Origin of the sequence: Maribellus comscasis (assembly GCF_009762775.1) — a bacterium.
GTDB classification, from domain to species: Bacteria; Bacteroidota; Bacteroidia; order Bacteroidales; family Prolixibacteraceae; genus Draconibacterium; species Draconibacterium comscasis.
Map to the genome: position 1 here is coordinate 4,780,856 of NZ_CP046401.1, position 18,298 is coordinate 4,799,153.

An 18,298-nucleotide genomic window follows, 5' to 3' on the forward strand; every position below is an offset into this window, starting at 1 on the left:
GTGGTTTAGTTTGTTTGTCCGTGTTCTGTATGAATAAATTTTTTATTTGTACCTTTTAATTTAAATAATGATGCAAACATCAAAAAGAAAGCTTTGGGTAAAGTTAAGGCTGCTTTTAAGGTTTGAATTGAATAAAATTTTCGGGGAATGCTAAAAAGAAATGCAAAAATTACCAATAAAAATACGGGCCACCATTCCATGAATCCAAATTTCAAAAAGTTTGCGTTTGGAAATATCAAATCAATAAAACCATACAAGAGTGTAATAATTGTTACTAACCCGACCAGTAGAACCCTTGGTGGAGAAATCATTTGGTAAACCTTATCAAAAAAGTCGAGATTGGCTTTAAAAAAAAGATGATAAAGTCCGGGGAAAAAATATCGCCCAAAGTATACAAATTGTGCCGACAACCATCTTTTCCTCTGTTTTGCAAATACTTCTGATTTTTGCACTTTCTCGTCTAAAACAATTGCCTCGTGCAGGTATTCGATTCTTTTCTTGTCTTTTAATAGTTTTAGTTCCAACTCCTTATCAAAACCTCCAACAGCTTTTACATTTGCCATGGTTTTCTTAAAAAATGCATAATCGAAGGCCATTCCGGAGCCGATTAAGGCTGAGGAAAAACCGAGTTTTCTGTGGCCTTTTCTAAAAATATGATTGTTTACTTCTTCGCTTATCGCATCCAAAACGGCAAATGAGGTATTTGTATTTTTTGCTACCCGGTGTCCCTGAACAACCATAAAACCGTTCTCAAAAGCCTGGTTGATTTTTGAAACAAAATCTTTTTCCATGATGTTATCGGCGTCAAGAACAAGAGCAATATCATAATTGTCTCCCAGTTCCAACATTGCTTTATTCAGGGCTTTCGATTTTGTACTGACTTCAAATGAAACTTCAACCAATTTAATGGGGATTTTTTTTAATTTTTCCAAAGTTTCAGGTTGAAAGGAATCTGCAATAATTACAACATCATATTTGTCGTTGGGATAATTTTGTTTGAGTGCTTCCTTTGCTACATCTACAATAACTGCATCTTCTTTGTATCCCGGAATAAGAACGGCTACTTTCCGAAGAGTTGCGTCCCTATTTATTTTTTGTTTTTTGGGAAACAGGCCGGCAAATCCAAATATGAAAATGTAAACAGTTGCAAAACCAAAGTAAATTAGCAGAATGTATTCCAGAATATGTATAATTAATTGAATGATGTTCATTACGTTAATAGTTTAGGATTATTTTTGATGGATTTAAAATGCGAAAAATTCCACATAATACCTCTCCAATATGCCTTTAAATGATCAAATTGTCCTTTCAGCAGAAATTTTATTGTGTTTTTAGGCCACGAGATAAAAAGCTGAAAGAAGATACTAATAATTTTGGCGATTCCGTTGTAATTTCTTCGGGCAAAAACCAATCTGTTGCGAGTCAGGTAATAGGTTTTAAAGGGACTGTTTTTTCCCGTAGAAACAGATTCTTTGTGAAGAATGTAGGATTCAGGCTGATAGAATATCTTGTATCCTGCCCGTTTTATCCTTTCTGCCCAATCATGTTCTTCATAATATAAGAAATAGACTTCGGTCATCATTCCAACATTTTCAATAACAGATCTGGGAACCATCATCGCCGCACCGTGAGCAGCATTTGTTTCTTTTAGCGTATTAAATTCAGCTGAATCTTTTTGGTGATAACCAATACTGTAATTACGGACCGTGTAGGGATTCATTTTTGTATAACCGGCATATTGTATTAAATCAGGATTCCAGTGAAATTTTATTTTGGGGCTTGCCATCCCAATTCCCTGGTCTTTTTCAAATAATTCAACAAGTGGTTCCAGAAAATCCGGGGGGACTTCGGTGTCATTGTTGATAAACAGTAAATATTTACCTTTTGAAGCTTTTACTGCCAGGTTATTTCCGCCCGCAAATCCGAGGTTTTTTTTGCTCAAAATCAGATTAATTTCAGGAAAATTTTCCTTTAATTTTTGAGGCGTGTCTGAAGGTGAAGCGTTATCAACGACAATTATCTCGAAATGCGGATAGGTTATTTTTCTTATCGAGTTCAAAAAATCTGTAGTAACATTACTTTGATTGTAATTTACTGTAATGATTGATACAAAAGGGTACTTTGTGTTTTGCATTTTACCCATTACCTGTTTTTTGAATTACTAATGATTTTGTCTTTTTGTTTTAATTCTTTTTCATATTTCTTTGCCAGGAATAAAAACCCCATACTGGAATAGATGATGATGCCGGTAGGCATCTGACCGAAAACGCCGTTCCCGTAAGATGCTGCCATAATACCCGTCATACCTGAAAGCAATGCTCCCAATTGTGCTTTTAACAAAGGGCTTTTTAGCTTGAAAACTATAATGTTTGCACTTTTTATTACGATATAAAACAATATCAATAAATGCAAAGAAAGTCCAACGATGCCTTGTTCTGCCCAAATCATGACATACCAACTGTCGGTAGGGGTTTGAGCCAGAAAAGTGTCTGGTGAAAAGCGCTTCCCCCAGTTGCCCGCAGAACCGAGACCACCACCAAAAGGTCTGGCTGCCATATAATCCTTCAGTTTGCGTTGATTCTCAAGTCTTACCTGCAAGGATGCATCATTCAGATCAAAAGCAGTACGCATTCTCCTTATCGTATAGTTTCCATTTCCGATAGTGGTAAATTTAAAAAATGCAAATACCGCTAATCCCATTAGAATTCCGGCAATGATTACTTTGGTATTTCTTTGAAGGACAATATAAGTTGCAAATCCCATGATTGGAACAGCAATTGCTCCGCGAGTCCCTGAAATCATCATTCCGTAGAATGATATTAAGGAAACAATTGCATAGAAAAATTTCCATTTTCTTGATTTCTTTTCATGCCACGCTAAAATAGCAAATATAACTCCCGAATGCGCTTGCGCACCTCCAAACTGACCGGCGTCAGACATGAAGGAGAATATCCTTAGTTTTCCGAAAATAATATGGGTGTTATCGCTCCCCGCATCAAGCCAGGCTTGTTCCCAGGGGTCTGGCCCAATAAATTTTTGCATTATTCCCTTCAGGCTTGCCAAAAGGGCGAGTACTGCCCATATTTTAAGAAATACTTCAAGATCTTTATGTTTATTAAAAATAATAAATATTATGGGAATTGTAAAAAGCATATAAAGCGCTACTCCCCGCATGGAATAAAACCAGGCTATTCTGCTTACCGCTTCCGGATTAAACAACTGGAAGAATGCATATCCAAACCAGATGAAGGCTAAAAAAACAAGTTCATTTTTTGCATTTTTCCATGGAACTTTTTGAAAAAATGATTTAAAAAAAAGCGCCAGATAGAGTAAAATAAAATGGGCATCGACTCCTAACCCTAAAGGTACTCCTTTTATATACCTTGTTAATCCCAGTACAAAAAAGTTGAACAGAAATAATCCAATCAATCCTACGCGCGGAGTTATAAAAATTGCGAATACATAAGCCAGAACAAAAGGCAAAACCAAAAATCCAACGCCAATAATTAATCCTTTTATGGCCAGGAGGTATCCAATGCAAAGCATAACCAGAATTAATACAGAAAGATAAACGGGGTTTTTTAATAATTCGCTACCATATATTTTATTAAAAACTCTCGTCATATTTACAATTGGTGCCGGAGGTTTAAAAAGAATGATTTTGCTTCCGCGATAAAAGATTTTAGTTCGAGCTTAAGCGCTTTATTTAAATAAAAGTAGCCCATAAAAATCCCTATAAGAGTAAATAAAACTGTTACAATAGCAACTGCCTGAAGCGATTCAAAAATAAATACAGCAATTAAATCGCCCACTATATTGGCTGCAGCCATTATTACCACTTTCCTAAAGTTTAAATTAGGTCTGTTAATGCTGTCTAAGGCGACGCCTGTAAAACGATCAATAGGCAGCAAAACCGAGTACAATGTAAAAACTCTAAAAATCGTTATCAGTAATGGTAATGAATCTTTATAATCATTTCCACCAAGAAACAGAATCAAAGGTTTAGCAAACAGGAAACATAAAACAGCAACCGGGATAAACAGTATTGTAACTACTGAACTGTATCCGTAAAATATCTTTTTTACGTGGTCGAAATCTTTTTTCCAGCTACTCTTCGACATTTTAGGGTATGCCGTAATTGTAAAACTTCTTAATGGAATCCCCAACAACTCAATTAATTTTAAGGGTATTGCATATTGCGCAATACCGACAGAACCGAGTATCGGGCTTAAACCTATTATAAAGGTATCTGCACTTTTTAATAAACTGCTTCCAACCAAAGTCCCCATCGAATATTTGCCGAAATTCAACATTTCTTTTGTTGATTCCCTTGTTGCCCTTCTTATGTACATTAAACCGTCCCATCTCTTAACAAAAACTACTATGCTTGGAAGTAGATTGGTTACTAAGTGCGCAATTATTACTTCCAAAAGTCCCCAATGCAGCCACAAAATATTCAATATTAAAAAGACCACAAAGCTGCCACTACGAGTAATACGTAAAAACAAAATAAGTTTGAATTTCTGCCTGGCCTGAAAATAGGAAACTGAGTTGTTCCACGATAAGTTTAGAAGAGCTAAAATTGGATAAAAAGTTATAAATAGTCTGTAACCGTCGTTTATTTTCCAGTTAAAGCCAGCAATAATAAAATGACTGGGAACGAAGATTGCTGCAATTACAAGCACGACAATCAGACCAACCAAATAACTGGTTCCCAGATAGGTTTTATTTTTATTTTCATCTTCACTTGATGCAAAACGTACTAAAGCTGTACTAGTCAATCCAAAACGCAGTAAATCAAAAAAAGTGGATAGTGTCAGATATAAAACCCAATCTCCAAAAAGTTTCTGCTCCAATTCCCGGGTTAAAAGCATAAAACTTATTAATCCCAATAGAGCACCTATGCTACTGGTTATGAGCGATATAATGTTTTTTTCATAAAGTATCCGTTTTATATTTATGCTCATATAAACTCTATTATAGGATTGATAAAAACATCATCTTGAATAAAAGTGAAATCTTAAAGTGTTCTTTATTAATTTCCTAAAGAAGCTTCTTTTTCTGGGTAAATCACCAAGCACATTTTCCATTTCTTCCACTTTCACTCCGTTTAAAATAATTTGCGGTTCATTTTCCTTCGTTGCTTCAATAACATCTTTTAGAGCGTATTTATCGGAGTTGGTCCATGCCCTGTTTGCCCTTACAATAATATACGTTTGATTTACATTCTTAAATAGTTTAATCGGATAAGTGTGGTCTATCAAGCCGGGTATTTCAAAAAATATATAATCATATTGATTAACGTCAAAATTTTCAGATACACAGTTATTGATAAACTCATTAGACGTTTCAATATGCTGAAAAGCTTTGTTTGTATTGTAGGTATAAATATCAAAATTCTTTACATCGTCTATTTTGTTATGTGAGAGGAGCAAAACTTTATAACCTGATTTTGCCAGTTCATTAAGCAACATTGTAGCGATCATCGTTTTACCTTCACCACTCTGAATACTAAAGAACAAGTTAATTTCCGGTTTTTTGTGTTCTCTTTTTTCCGAATTTAAGATTAATCTTCGAACAATAATATTGTTCCCTTTATTTTTAAGTGATTCAATATCAATGTTTTTATTGATTTTGGACAGATTGGGATAGATGGCAGCCAGACTTAATCCCATTAACTCTTCAGCTCTCTTTGCTGTACCAATACTTTGATCCAGAAATTCTAAAAGAATAATTACAGATGCCGGAATAATAAATCCGATCATAAATGCGATAATAACCAGGTATTTTCTTTTGCTTGGTTCCGGATTAATGGGGAATAATGGCTCAACTAATATTTTTAAATTTGAATTTAGTTCAATATTTTGTTGGTTGAGTTTTGCCAGATCAAAACTATGTAATATTGATAAATACTCTCTCTCCGCCACAGAAATTTTTCGTTCCAACCTTTTCATTGTTGCACCTAAGGGTGCATAATCAATAAAAAGCTGGTCATATTCTTTTTTTTGCATTTCGCCAAGAAGTAACTGAGCTTTAGTTGCTTCATATTCAATTGTTTTGTCAATCCAGTCTTCTATAATGGTTGTTGACGGAACTCCTTCTGTGGTGTTGTCAAAAAGGTATTGTTCTTTTACTGCATCTCTCAGTTCCTGCTGGGTATCATTTTCTTCTTTTTTTAATTCAGTTATTCTTTCAATCAACCCTTGCTCCAGCGAAGAATCCTTTTTTGCTTCGTAAGTTTTCAACGCAATTTCAATGTTGAGATCTGATAATTTATTTCGCAGGTTTAATATCTTTTCATTATTAATTTTTTGCTTTTCAAGCGGTGACATTTTTGCCTCAAGAACTTGTAATACCGACTTGGCAGCTACATTTTTCATTTTGATATCCATATACGTTAAATCAAAATGCTCTTTCTCAGAAGCAATATGTTTTGTTTGTTCGTTATAATTGATAATTGTATTTGTTTGGTTAAATTCGAGAAGTTCATTTTCCGCTTCATCCAATTTGATTATAGCATTTTCTAACTGACCTTTAAAATATTGGACAACAGCATCTGACTGATTTGCCTGAATAAAAGAATATTTTTTGATGAAAACCTCGTTTAGAATTTCCAGTGTATTTTTACAAATACCAGGATCATCGGATTCGTATGAGATTTCAATCAAATCGCTCGATTTGACTCTACTCACTTTTAGCTTCGAAGAAATTTTCTTTATGCTGTAATCCGGATGTTCATAGTTAATAAGTTCGTAAATGAAGTTTGTGTAGTCTTTATCTCTGTATGCCTTAATATTTTCGAGTGTTTTATCAAAATCATTCCTTACGGCCAGCTCCTTAACTTCATCAGGTACAATTTCCATTAATTCCTGATATTTATTTTTTGATATTTTTTCAATATTTGAACCTCCTGATAGCAAATGACTCACAAATAGCCGTAACCCGATTTCTTCAATGGTATTTCGCTCTTTAATAATGGTAATTAAATTATCAAAAGCTGTGTTGGTTCCAAATAAATCTCTTTTTGCACTTTCTAACGAAGTAATTGAAGAACCGCTGGCGATACCGGTATATATTAAACTACTCGAGGTATAAGTTTTGGATTGTTTTGAAGTGATGAAGAACACCAATGCCGCCATTGCGATCGGCATAATAATCAGCAAAGCAAAATGCTTAAGCAATAGTCTTATGAAAAAAAGTAGTTTCAATTTTCAAATTTTTTAATTTTAATCTCTTCTCCTATCGTTTCCTCTAATAGTTGCAAAGCAACTTCGAATTCAATTTTTACGTCTTCAAGGCTCGTAATTGAATTCAATAACATATCGTTTAACCTTGAATATTCGGCAACTGATATCTGATTGTTTTCAAAATCCATTTTAGCCCTTAACATTTGCACTCGATATGATTCAACCGCATTTGCTTTTACGATGATACTGCGATGCGCCCGTACAACGCTGTAATACTGTTTAATCACCAACTCATTCAACTCCTGTTCACTTTTTTGTTTCTGGTATCTGACTTTTTCTACCTCTGATTTAGCAGCATTTATGCTGGATTTGTCGACTACCGAAGACAACGGTAATTTTAAATATACTCCCAGATAATATCTTGTTTGCTCTGTAGTTTGAGTGTTTATGTCTCCCTGACCAATATCTTCTGATATAACTAAATTATCAAAAAGACCATATTTGGCGCCGGTTTCAACCCCCACTTGTTTCATCCACACTCTTTTTTCCGTCTTAATTTGATAGTTTTTAACTTCAATATCGGTATCGATATATTTAAGGGTTGGGGAATTTGCAATTGCTTTTGCCTGCAGCTCTGCAATTGAGGGTAACCTTTCGGTAATATCTTTTCCACCGGAGGTGTTTTTTAGCAATTCATCGTACGTTTGAGCAAATATTACATTCACCCAAACTAAAAGCAGGCTAATTACAATACCGGTTTTTGTGAAAAATTTCATAGGTTATACATTTTCTTTTTGGAATACCGCGCGAAACGTACGTATAATAATCCAAATATCCTTCCAGAATGAGAATTTACTGTTCGCAATCTCTACATATTTGTTATCAAGTTGTTTGCGCTCCTCCGGCGACATTTTTGATGTTTTGCCTCTTGCTTCAACCTGCCATAACCCGGTAATCCCTGCAGGGCCGTTAAACCGGTCGGTCCACTCGTCGGTGGTAAGTAGCTCTGCTTCATAAAGTGGGAGAGGCCGGTTTCCAACAATCGACATATCTCCTTTTATCACATTTATAAGTTGAGGCAATTCATCGATACTCAATTTTCGAATGATGTGCCCGACTTTTGTGATACGTGGGTCGTTTTCAAATTTTACAAATGCGCTTTCCTGCTTTTCTTTTTGACGTTGAATATGTTGTTTTTCATCAACTTCGATATCGTCACCAAATAAAATTGTTCCCGATTCATCAACTTTTTCCTCCTTTTTTTCACCGAGGCTATTTTCAACTATACTGGTTTGTTCCTCCTTTTTGTATTGATTTAAATGCTGAAATTCTTTTAGTCTTTTGTCAGCATCGGGATACATCGACCGTAATTTTAGGAAATTAAATATTCTGTAACCTGTCCCTACCCGTTTTGATATGTAGTACACTTTTCCTTTTGATTCCAGTCGAATTGCAATGATAAATAAAACCAGTATCGGGGAAATAAGAAGTAGAGCAAGCCCCGCAAAAAATATGTCGAAGGAACGTTTAAAAAAAGGAGTTTTATATATGTTTTCTTCAGGGTGAATTTCTTTTTTTAACAAAGCCATTTGTGGCTTTAAAACTTTTAAAAACTTAATACGGTTGAAAATCACCTCGGCATTTACAGGCCTGGTATAAATATCATCTATCTTTTGTTTGAATGCCCGGTTTAATATTTCAGGTGTTTTCGTATCGCATAAAACGATGTATGGAATTTCATTTTTTTTGTCAAAATTTTCAACAAACGACTGGTGGAAGTCCAGACCATTTCTTCCCGGTATTTCATACTCACTTATTACACCGTCAGTACTCGCGTTATTCCGGTCAACCCAGGCCGATGCCTGCAGCGGGTTGGGGAAGCTTTTAAAATTTACTGCTCCATTCACTGAAGTGAATTTTTCAATAATATTTTTATCTTCTCCAATGTAGACAAGATTTAATTTTCCGTCTTTCATAAAAGTAGGTTTACCTTTCCAGTATTCTTTCAATCCTGATTTGGAGTTCTTCCGGATTAAATGGTTTTACCAGATAATCTTCAGCTCCCATTTTTAAACATTTTATTCTATCGGTACTACTGTCTTTACTACTTAAAACTACTATCGGAATGTCCCTGAAAAAGCCACTTTCCTTTACACGGCTGATCAACTCAAATCCATCGAGGTTGGGCATCTGCAAATCTGTAATAATCAGATCAGGAATGTTGCCTTCCTGTAACCACGAGAGTGCCTGAAGTCCATCTTCTTTGGTTGTTACTTCAAATGTTTTACTCAAAAATTGAACTATAAGTCTGCTGATTGAAGGTTTGTCGTCGACAATTAGAATTTTTTTCATTTTGATGTATGGTTTGCAAATAGAGATTTCTCAATCACAAACAAAAATAAACAATATTTTGAATTGCAAAACTTATTCAATGTTTTATTAATGAGATATTTAAGTTTGATTCTGATTTTCATTGGGGTAAAAGAAAAATTTGCTGTAAAAAAAAGCAATGGTCTCGCTAATTACAGTGCGGGCACCTTTACTTGTTTTCCACCATTTTTTTAGTTCGTAAGAATTATCTTCGATAGCATAAACACCCACTTTAAAGTTATCTCCCAATGCCTTCTGAAATAAAAGCATACTTCGTCGGGAATGACATCCCGTTGAAACAACATCTACTTTTGCTTTTTTTATATTTTGATCTTCAAAATAGGACTTCAATGTAAGACCTGAGGTATATGTTCTGTTTCTTAGAACATTTCCACCCGGAATTGCTATAACTTTTGTACTGTCAAATTCCAACTCAAGGAAAGTTGCCCGGGTTAGTTCGGCCAATGTCTTTTTTTCTTCAAGATAATATCCAACCGAAAGCTTACCACCTGTTGTAAATATTAATTTATAATTGTTTGTATTAAAATATTCAATCGCTCTTTTTACAGAATAATCGGACATACTGCCGTCAAGAACCAGATAGTCGCCATAAACTGGTTTACTTTTGCTCAAATACAAAGGCATTTGAAACATAAAAAAATAGAAAAATAGAAATAGTATTCCGAGTAGTAAAAATTTTGCAGGCCATGTTAAAACGGTACATTCTTTCTTTTTTGTCAATTTAAATCGGGTCATACAAGCATTGTATATTTCAAATTAACTAAAAATGCAGGACACTAAAAATTAACTTTAAGGATAATTTGAAAAATCAAAACCCAAATATAAAATATCGGTTACTCAAAATCAAGGCACGGGCTTTTTACAATTTTTACGGCGTTTATTTAGTTTCTAAAAAGTATTTTTTCAGAGGTGTTATTTACAGGAGTTTGACTCACTCCCTAAATATGCAAATAGCTATTCTTCCAAATTAAGTTTTGAAAAATCAAACTGGTTATAACAGCTGATGTAGTAGTCTGCGATTTTATTTTCTACCTTACTGTTAGGGCTGTCAAAAATAGCAATTGTTTTCATGCCTGCTTTTTTTGCCGCTAATAATCCTGAAAAAGAGTCTTCAATTGCTACGCAGTTTTCCGGTTTTACATTTAATTTTTCAGCAGTGGTCAGGTAAACAAAAGGATGTGGTTTGCCTTCCAATTCATGTTCCGCCGACGAAGTGGCATCAAAGTACTCAGTAAGTGCCAGCTTTTCCAATACGACCGGAATCAATACTGAAGGTGAATTTGTTGCCAAACCAATTTTATATCCCCTGGAATTTAGAACTTTTATAAATTTTTCAATACCGGAAATAGCTTGTCCTTCATTTTTGATAAAGTGTGCAACGCGCTCTACTACACCATTTTCTACTTCATCTAACGTTTTGTGTTTCCACGGATATTTACTGTACCAAAAATTTGTTACTTCTGTGGTGGTCATCGACTGTGTAACGGAACATAATTCTTCTGACAGTTTTACCCCAATAGATGAAAAGACTTCTTTTTCAGCTCTTTTCCATATCTCTTCAGAGTCAATAATAACTCCATCCATGTCAAAAATGAAAGCTTCAATCTTATCTTTTGTTTTTTGAATCATATTTTGTTTTGTACAATCTTAGCGCATTTTTATAAAACGTTTCATTTCAGCAATTAATTCTTCATGTCTTTCCTCGATAAGCAGATGTCCACTGTTGGGAATTGTTTTTAATTGGCTACCTGCAATCATTTTATTCAATTCAACCCCTTTTTCTGCTGGTATCCATTGGTCATCTTTTCCCCACAAAATTAATGTTGGTGTGTTTATCGTTCTGTATTTGTCTTGTATTTCATCGGTATATTTTGAATTGGCTTGTGCAATTTGCCTGTAAAATGCAGCTTTGCCTTTTTCTCCTTTCCATGGTTTAATAATTCCTTCAATGGTTTCCTTGTTTAATTCTTTGTATGCAGCAGTTTTAATGTAGGCTTCAACAATTGCTTCATGAATATAATCCGGCAACTCCGAAAAGACTTCTTTGTGTTCATTTACCTGATTAAAAAACGGAGAACCCCAGGGAGAAATTGCCACAGGATCTATTACGACTAACTTTTCAAAGGATTTATTATCTACTAAATGCGCTCTTAGCACTGTTGTTCCGCCAAAATCATGACCAATTGCAATGGGATGCTCAAGTTTCCAAAAGTCGATAAGAGCAGCTAAAACCTTGTTTTGAATTCCAAGTGAAACATCGTTTTCAGATTTATCTGATTGCCCGTAGCCTAGCAAATCGAAATAATAGACTTTGTATTCATCGGATAATCCTTTTATTAAATGTCTCAGGTTAAACGAAGACCAGGGAGTTCCATGAACTATAATGATTGCTTTTCCCTGTCCCTGAACTCCCCAGCGAACCTCTCTCCCTTCAAAGTCAAAACTATTTTCTAAAATCCAATCTTCCATAAATACTGTTTTATCTTCAGTTCTAATGATTAATATCAGCCATTCCAATTGTTGATTTCAGTTGAATCATTTCACCGAGTAGCCTGGTGTTGGGGACCAATTCGGGCATTCCCATTTTATCAGCCAGCCTTGAGATTTCAAGGTTTAAACTCTCTATTTCAGTTCTCCTGTTATTTCTAATATCTTCGTAGGTCGAAATAAGCTGCCCGTCGGCCCGCCTGCTTATTAATAGTAATTTTTCTTCAATTTTTTTTTGACCAAGAGTGATTCCACATTTATTAGCCACATCAATACATTCGGCAATAATCGTTTTTGCCAGCTTAGTTGCTTCTCTGTTGCGGTGGAAGATTCCGTTATCGGTTTCAAGTAACGGACAGATTGAATTAAATGCACAATTTATAATTACCTTTTCCCAGACCATGTTCAAAATATCAGGTTCACTTTTAAAACCAAAATACGAGGTGCTGATTTGATTAACTATTGCATTTTGATTTGAGTTTTTTCCTCGCATATTTCCAAGAGGAGAATCTGTAACCATTTTAAAAGAAATCGTATTGTCGCTTGTTAGTTGGCTGGTCGAGAACAGAACACAACGAAAAACATTCTCGAAAGTGGCAAATGGCTTTTCAATATTGAGCCCGTTTTGAAGTAACACCACAGAAAAGTTACTTCCTTTGTTTTTTAGTCTTTGGGCAATTTCTGTATTGGCAAAAGCTTTGGCAGTAATCAATACAATGCCACTAATTTCTTTTAAATTACAAAAAGTTGTTGTGGTTATTTTTTGCTGAAATATCTGGTTTTCCTGATTGGTTACTGTTATTACTTTCTTTTCAGCAGGTTTATTATCCACACTGCCTCTAACAAGAACAACGTCTTTACTCTCATGTTGTAGAAAAACGGCCAATGCTTTTCCAATTGCTCCTGCACCAACGATATAAATTTTATCCTTTCTCATATATTTTGAATCTGTTTGAAGATAATTTTATAGCTTCCCTTTATTTAACACAACAATATATATCAGGTTTATATTTTTATGGAAGTACCTAAATTCGATCTCTATCCGATTTCGCCAATACAATAAGACGACAGAATGAAGGAGAACCTTTGTGTGAGTTCAATCCGGGAGATGTTTGACTTCGAACAGATATTATGGAGCTATGTTGAAATTCATTATGGAAAGGCTTCTTTGATACTATTTCAGAATATAATTTGTTGCCAATACAGCAATATCACGTGTTACCTGTGTTGGCGAATTGCAATCGCAATTGGTAAGTCCGACCACATAAATGTCTTTTTCCGGAATGTAAACTCCCATTGATTTAAAGCCGAAAATGCTGCCTCCGTGTTCGCGACTGGAATATCCGTTAATTTCTTTCATGTGCCAGCCGTAGCCATAATTTATCTTTTCACCGTCATTCAATGTGTAATTGGTAAACATTTCTTTTTTTGTTTTTTCGCTAACCAGCAGGTTTTTATCGAGCGCATTTTGCCACTCCAGCAAATCATCGGCGGTTGACATTAAAGCACCCGAAGAATAGATTACATTAAAGCTGATATTCCTTTTGTTAACTATTTTTTCACCGGATTGCTGATGACCGTAAGCCCTGTTTTTGATTACTTCCCGGTCGCTGGCATAACGCGAATCGCTCATGCCAATTTTTTGAAAGATGTTCTTTTCAATAAAATCTTCATACGTCATGCCTGAAATCTGCTCAATGATATATCCCAAAAGTACATAACCCGAATTATTGTATTGAAACTTCTCTCCGGGAGTAAAATCCATCGGTTCGTCTTTAAAAAAATCGACCAGTTCTTTGGGAGACAAATCTTTTTTGGCAATGCTCATAATCGATTTCATACTCGTAAAATCTTTAATACCCGAAGTATGTGTCAGCAAATGATGAATCGTTATTTTCTCCCCGTTAGTTGGATAATCGGGAAGATACTTTGTAATTTTTTCGCTTACGTTTAGTTTTCCCTCTTCCACAAGCATCATAATAGCGACTGCAGTAAATTGTTTGGTCATGGAACCAATTTGAAATACAGCCTCTGTATTCATATCTACATTCAGTTCGATATTGGCTTTACCAAAAGCCTTTCGGTAAACCGATTTTCCATCTTTCGCAACAATAAAAACAGCTCCAGGCTCATCGGGTTGAAATTTGTTTTGGAGCAAACTATCCACTCTTTTCTCAAAAGTTTGAGCGTTTATATTTAGAGATGCAAGTAAAGATGGACTCAGGAAAAGTACAATGGTAAAAATTCTAAATAATATTGATTTCATAATTTAAAAATTGCTTTTACGTACGACAAGAATTTTTTCACGCGGTTACAGATAATCCTTGAAAATTGTTCTTTATCGCTTTTATCAACAAAAACAAACAAAACGATAATTCTGAAAATACTGCTACTGTCATCACCAGCATTTCGCTTATTGATGCGAATTCAGGAAACAGGAAATTAACAACACAATCGACTAAATAACTCACTCCGGCGGCAAGCACTAACACTCCCAACCATTTTGGAAAATATTCGGCTTTGAAAATCAGCGTTCCGAGAATAACGCAACTGATCCCGAAAAATACGCCGCTAATCAGGTATCCATAAGAATGGGCATTTAGGAATAACATCGAAAGCGAATTAAGCTGTTCCTGATTAAAACTATTGAGATAATCGCCGTCACCTAAAAGTAGAAGTGGCAAATAGAAATTCAGCAGGTTGAGTCCAATTACTGTGGCTTGTGCCAGCCTGAAAAAAGCGGCCAGCATGGAAAGTCCCTGGTTGACCGATTTCAAAAGCAGGTAAAATAACAGGGCGACACCTACATCGCTCATTACCATTACCAAATCGCTTATAAAACCGATTCGGAATAAAAAGGAATTATTGGCAATATTTTCGGCAGTTGCAGCGGCGTCGCCCGGGACAATCATTCCCGAGCGAACAAACAGTTCACTAAACAAGCCCGATATTATAATTATCAGGTACAACACCCCGGCTGTGCGGGCGTTGGTTTTCATTAACTGAACTGATTCAATTGTTTTCATGACTTTAAATTTTATGGTTTACTCTGAAATAATAACTGTGTCGCGACTCACGGTATAAGCGCCAAAATAGCCCAATGCGTCGTTTGAAAGGTTCGTAATTGGATTTGATGGATTTGCATTTCCAATCATTCCACTTTCAAAAAGAGAGGACAGTGTTCGGTAATAATCATAAGTTGATTCGGCTAAAGTTTGTAATTCAACAATTACGGTATCCTGTTCAAAAAACTGTTCGTCGTCCCAACGCATCGAAATTTCGTTACCATCTACAAAAGCATCATCGTAAACGTACAGGATATCATCCGGCTCCGATTGCTGCTCAATCCTCGAAACGATTAACCGGTAATAATTCTCAATGCCTTCAGGATCGTTTAAGTGACAGTTAACCAGGTAACCGCCGGAAAATTCCATGTAATCCGGGGTTGGTTCGATGGAGATTGAATCTATGGCAACTTTGTAAGGCATTTCAACTGTTCCTGTATAAATTTCGCCGTCAACTTCAACTTCCAGGGTATATTCCCTTCCTTCAATTCCCATTTGGTATTCTGTATAAGTGCCCGGATTGGTTTCTTCAAGCTGTACCAAATTCCCGGCATTTTCTGTTACGGTAACAACCGCATTGGAAACCGGCGGGTAAATTCCCGGTTCGAAGTAATCTGTCGATTTGGAAATTTTAACAACGACAGAGTCGTTAATTACTGCGTCGATAACCAATTTGGGTTCAACGGAATCAAGGTCAATGTCAATTACATCCTGACAGGCAGTGAACAGGATTGCTAAACTGAAAATAAATGTGAGTATTTTAATTGTTTTCATGTCTTTAAAATTTAAAATTGTAAGTAACTGAAGGAATCATTTGAAACAGTGCCAAACGCACGGCTTCGGTTTGTGTCGGGTTATTTTCATTTTCCCGGAAAGTGATGGAAAAAGCATTGCGTCTTCCGTAGGCATTGTAAACGGAAAAATTCCAACTCGATTCAAAACGTTTTTTCTTTTTGGGCGTGTAAGTTGCACCAATATCCAGCCGGTGATAATCCGGCATTCGGTAGCCGTTTCGTTTGGTGTAAACAGGCACCGTAAATCCATCAACCGAGTATTTGCCACTTGGAAATGTTACGGCATTTCCGGTGTTATAAACCCAATTGGCTGACAAATTCCATTTTTCATTCAACTGATACATTCCAACAACCGACACATCGTGTGTCCGATCCTGTTTTGCAGGAAACCAGTCTCCGTTGTCAATTTCATCCATTGATTTTTCGGTTCGCGAAAGCGTGTAACCAATCCAGCCGGTTAGTTTCCCTGTACGTTTTTTTAAGTACAATTCCACACCATAAGCGCGTCCTTCCCCAAAAACCAGTTGCGACTCCACATTTTTATTTAGCAGAATTTCTGCTCCGTTCTGATAATCAATCTGGTTTTTCAGGCTTTTGTAGTACACTTCCACCGATGTTTCAAACATGTTCTTTTTGAAATTACGGAAGAAACCGGCAGCCAACTGATCAGCTACCTGCGGCTTTACATTTTTACTGCTGGGAATCCAGACATCGGTAGGCAGCGAAGCAGACGAATTCGACAACAGGTGCACATATTGGGCGTTTCTTGCATATGAAAATTTGATTGAATTTTGCTTATTCAGAATAAAATTGAATGTAGCCCGCGGTTCGAGCGTGCCGTATTTTTGAATAACATCGCCTTTTGAAAAAGCTTCTGTATTTGTAATTTCATCATCTGCGTTGTACGTGTAAACTGTATCAGGCCCAACCGCTATAAAACCGGAATACCGCAATCCGTAGCTTACGCTAAAATGGTCAGAAAGATTTAACTCGTGCGAAACATACGCAGCTCCTTCCCAGGCTTGTTTTTTACCCATAAAAATGGAATTGAAAAGATCATCTTTTTCTGCATTAATTTTTCCCGGACTGTACGTATGATAGATAGCATTAAAACCAAATTTCAGCGTATTCTTTGAATTGATGTAGTATTGAAAATCTTCCTTCCAGTTGAAATCCTGAATTCCGGATTTAATATAAATCATGTTGTTCGAGAAGTTGTAGCCAAATCCGTAATCATAATTGCTGTAAATCAGCGAACTATTCAGAAATAATTTGTTATTAAACACATGATTCCATCTAAATGTGCCGGTTTTGTTTCCCCATTTCAAAGCAAAAAGTTCGTCGATATTAAATACATCGCGCCCCAAATACCCGGATAAATACACCCGGTTTTTGTCGTTTATTTTGTAATTGGCTTTAACATTTAAGTCGTAGAAATAGAGGTCGGTTTTTTTCTGTGTTTTGTTTTTTGAAAATATCAAAAACATGTCGGCGTAACTTCTGCGCCCGGAAATAATAAACGAACCTTTGTCTTTTACAATGGGCGATTCAAGGGTTAAGCGCGAAGATAATAATCCCAAACCACCGGAAGCCGCAAACTTTTTTGAGTTTCCGTCATTCATCTGAATATCAAGAATGGAAGACAAACGCCCACCGTAATTTGCAGGTGCATTTCCTTTGTATAACTCCAAATCTTTAATGGCATCGGAATTAAAAACGGAGAAAAATCCCATCAGGTGCGAAGCGCTGTAAACCGGTGCTTCATCAAGGACAATCAGATTTTGGTCAACACCTCCGCCGCGTACATAAAATCCGGAAGTTCCTTCAATGCCAGAACTTACGCCCGGTAAAAGCTGGATGGTTTTCAGGATATCCTGCTCGCCGAGAATAACGGGAATCATTTTTGTTTCTTTAGGAGAAAGTTTCGTAACTCCCATTACTGCTTTTCTGATATTCTTGTCTTCGGCTTCACTGCGAATTACAATTTCATCCATTTCAGTGGATGCGGGCTGCAATTCGATGTCTTTTGTATTGTCAGCCAAAAGTTCTGTTGGTAGCAAAATGTTTTCATAACCGATGTATGAATACCGTACCGTATAAGCTCCTTTCGGCAGTGTCAACGAATAAAATCCATAGGCATTGGTTGCTGTTCCGGTTTCCAGTTCCTCAACATAAATGGTTGAACCAATTAGACCTTCGCCAGTTTCGGCGCTCTTTACATAACCGCTTATGGTTACGTTATCATCAGCAAAAACTGATGTAGCGGATATGAATATTGTAATCAGGCTTAATAATAATCTGTTTTTCATCTTGTTTAATTAAATATTGTTTGGAATCAAAATTAGAGATACAAGTGTTTGAGGGCGACGTTTTT

Annotated in this window: 16 protein-coding genes; all 16 read right to left on the reverse strand. The window is 36.0% G+C overall.

Annotated features, from left to right (window positions below):
- Window positions 1-5 precede the first annotated feature (5 nt).
- Entirely contained in the window at window positions 6-1,211 is a 1,206-nt protein-coding gene (locus GM418_RS19070) for a glycosyltransferase family 2 protein (RefSeq protein WP_158868837.1), read from the reverse strand.
- On the reverse strand, window positions 1,211-2,143 hold the full coding sequence (locus GM418_RS19075; RefSeq protein WP_217447526.1) for a glycosyltransferase family 2 protein: 933 nt from the start codon (window positions 2,141-2,143) through the stop codon (window positions 1,211-1,213). Before GM418_RS19075 ends, GM418_RS19070 begins: the two co-directional genes overlap by 1 nt.
- Window positions 2,143-3,624, reverse strand: coding sequence for an O-antigen ligase family protein (locus tag GM418_RS19080; protein ID WP_158868838.1), 1,482 nt, complete (start codon window positions 3,622-3,624; stop codon window positions 2,143-2,145). Before GM418_RS19080 ends, GM418_RS19075 begins: the two co-directional genes overlap by 1 nt.
- 2 nt (window positions 3,625-3,626) lie before the next feature.
- Window positions 3,627-4,967, reverse strand: coding sequence for an oligosaccharide flippase family protein (locus GM418_RS19085; protein WP_158868839.1), 1,341 nt, complete (start codon window positions 4,965-4,967; stop codon window positions 3,627-3,629).
- A gap of 30 nt (window positions 4,968-4,997) precedes the next feature.
- On the reverse strand, window positions 4,998-7,208 hold the full coding sequence (locus tag GM418_RS19090) for a GumC family protein (RefSeq protein WP_158868840.1): 2,211 nt from the start codon (window positions 7,206-7,208) through the stop codon (window positions 4,998-5,000).
- Window positions 7,205-7,963: a TolC family protein gene (locus GM418_RS19095; protein ID WP_158868841.1), complete on the reverse strand. Its 759-nt coding sequence runs from the start codon at window positions 7,961-7,963 to the stop codon at window positions 7,205-7,207. Before GM418_RS19095 ends, GM418_RS19090 begins: the two co-directional genes overlap by 4 nt.
- 3 nt (window positions 7,964-7,966) lie before the next feature.
- Window positions 7,967-9,163, reverse strand: coding sequence for a sugar transferase (locus GM418_RS19100; protein ID WP_217447527.1), 1,197 nt, complete (start codon window positions 9,161-9,163; stop codon window positions 7,967-7,969).
- A gap of 10 nt (window positions 9,164-9,173) precedes the next feature.
- On the reverse strand, window positions 9,174-9,539 hold the full coding sequence (locus tag GM418_RS19105; RefSeq protein ID WP_158868842.1) for a response regulator transcription factor: 366 nt from the start codon (window positions 9,537-9,539) through the stop codon (window positions 9,174-9,176).
- A 99-nt stretch (window positions 9,540-9,638) separates the two neighbouring features.
- Window positions 9,639-10,190: a YdcF family protein gene (locus GM418_RS19110; RefSeq protein WP_158868843.1), complete on the reverse strand. Its 552-nt coding sequence runs from the start codon at window positions 10,188-10,190 to the stop codon at window positions 9,639-9,641.
- 342 nt (window positions 10,191-10,532) lie between these two features.
- Entirely contained in the window at window positions 10,533-11,207 is a 675-nt protein-coding gene (gene hxpB / locus GM418_RS19115; protein WP_158868844.1) for a hexitol phosphatase HxpB, read from the reverse strand.
- An 18-nt stretch (window positions 11,208-11,225) separates the two neighbouring features.
- On the reverse strand, window positions 11,226-12,047 hold the full coding sequence (locus GM418_RS19120; RefSeq protein ID WP_158868845.1) for an alpha/beta fold hydrolase: 822 nt from the start codon (window positions 12,045-12,047) through the stop codon (window positions 11,226-11,228).
- A 22-nt stretch (window positions 12,048-12,069) separates the two neighbouring features.
- A complete protein-coding gene (locus GM418_RS19125) occupies window positions 12,070-13,002 on the reverse strand; it encodes a ketopantoate reductase family protein (RefSeq protein WP_158868846.1) in 933 nt (310 codons plus the stop codon).
- 237 nt (window positions 13,003-13,239) lie between these two features.
- On the reverse strand, window positions 13,240-14,331 hold the full coding sequence (locus GM418_RS19130) for a serine hydrolase domain-containing protein (RefSeq protein WP_158868847.1): 1,092 nt from the start codon (window positions 14,329-14,331) through the stop codon (window positions 13,240-13,242).
- Between the two features lie 37 nt (window positions 14,332-14,368).
- Window positions 14,369-15,091: a DUF4386 domain-containing protein gene (locus GM418_RS19135; protein WP_158868848.1), complete on the reverse strand. Its 723-nt coding sequence runs from the start codon at window positions 15,089-15,091 to the stop codon at window positions 14,369-14,371.
- 18 nt (window positions 15,092-15,109) lie between these two features.
- Entirely contained in the window at window positions 15,110-15,904 is a 795-nt protein-coding gene (locus tag GM418_RS19140; protein ID WP_158868849.1) for a DUF4249 domain-containing protein, read from the reverse strand.
- A 4-nt stretch (window positions 15,905-15,908) separates the two neighbouring features.
- A complete protein-coding gene (locus GM418_RS19145) occupies window positions 15,909-18,233 on the reverse strand; it encodes a TonB-dependent receptor (protein ID WP_158868850.1) in 2,325 nt (774 codons plus the stop codon).
- Window positions 18,234-18,298: the final 65 nt, after the last annotated feature.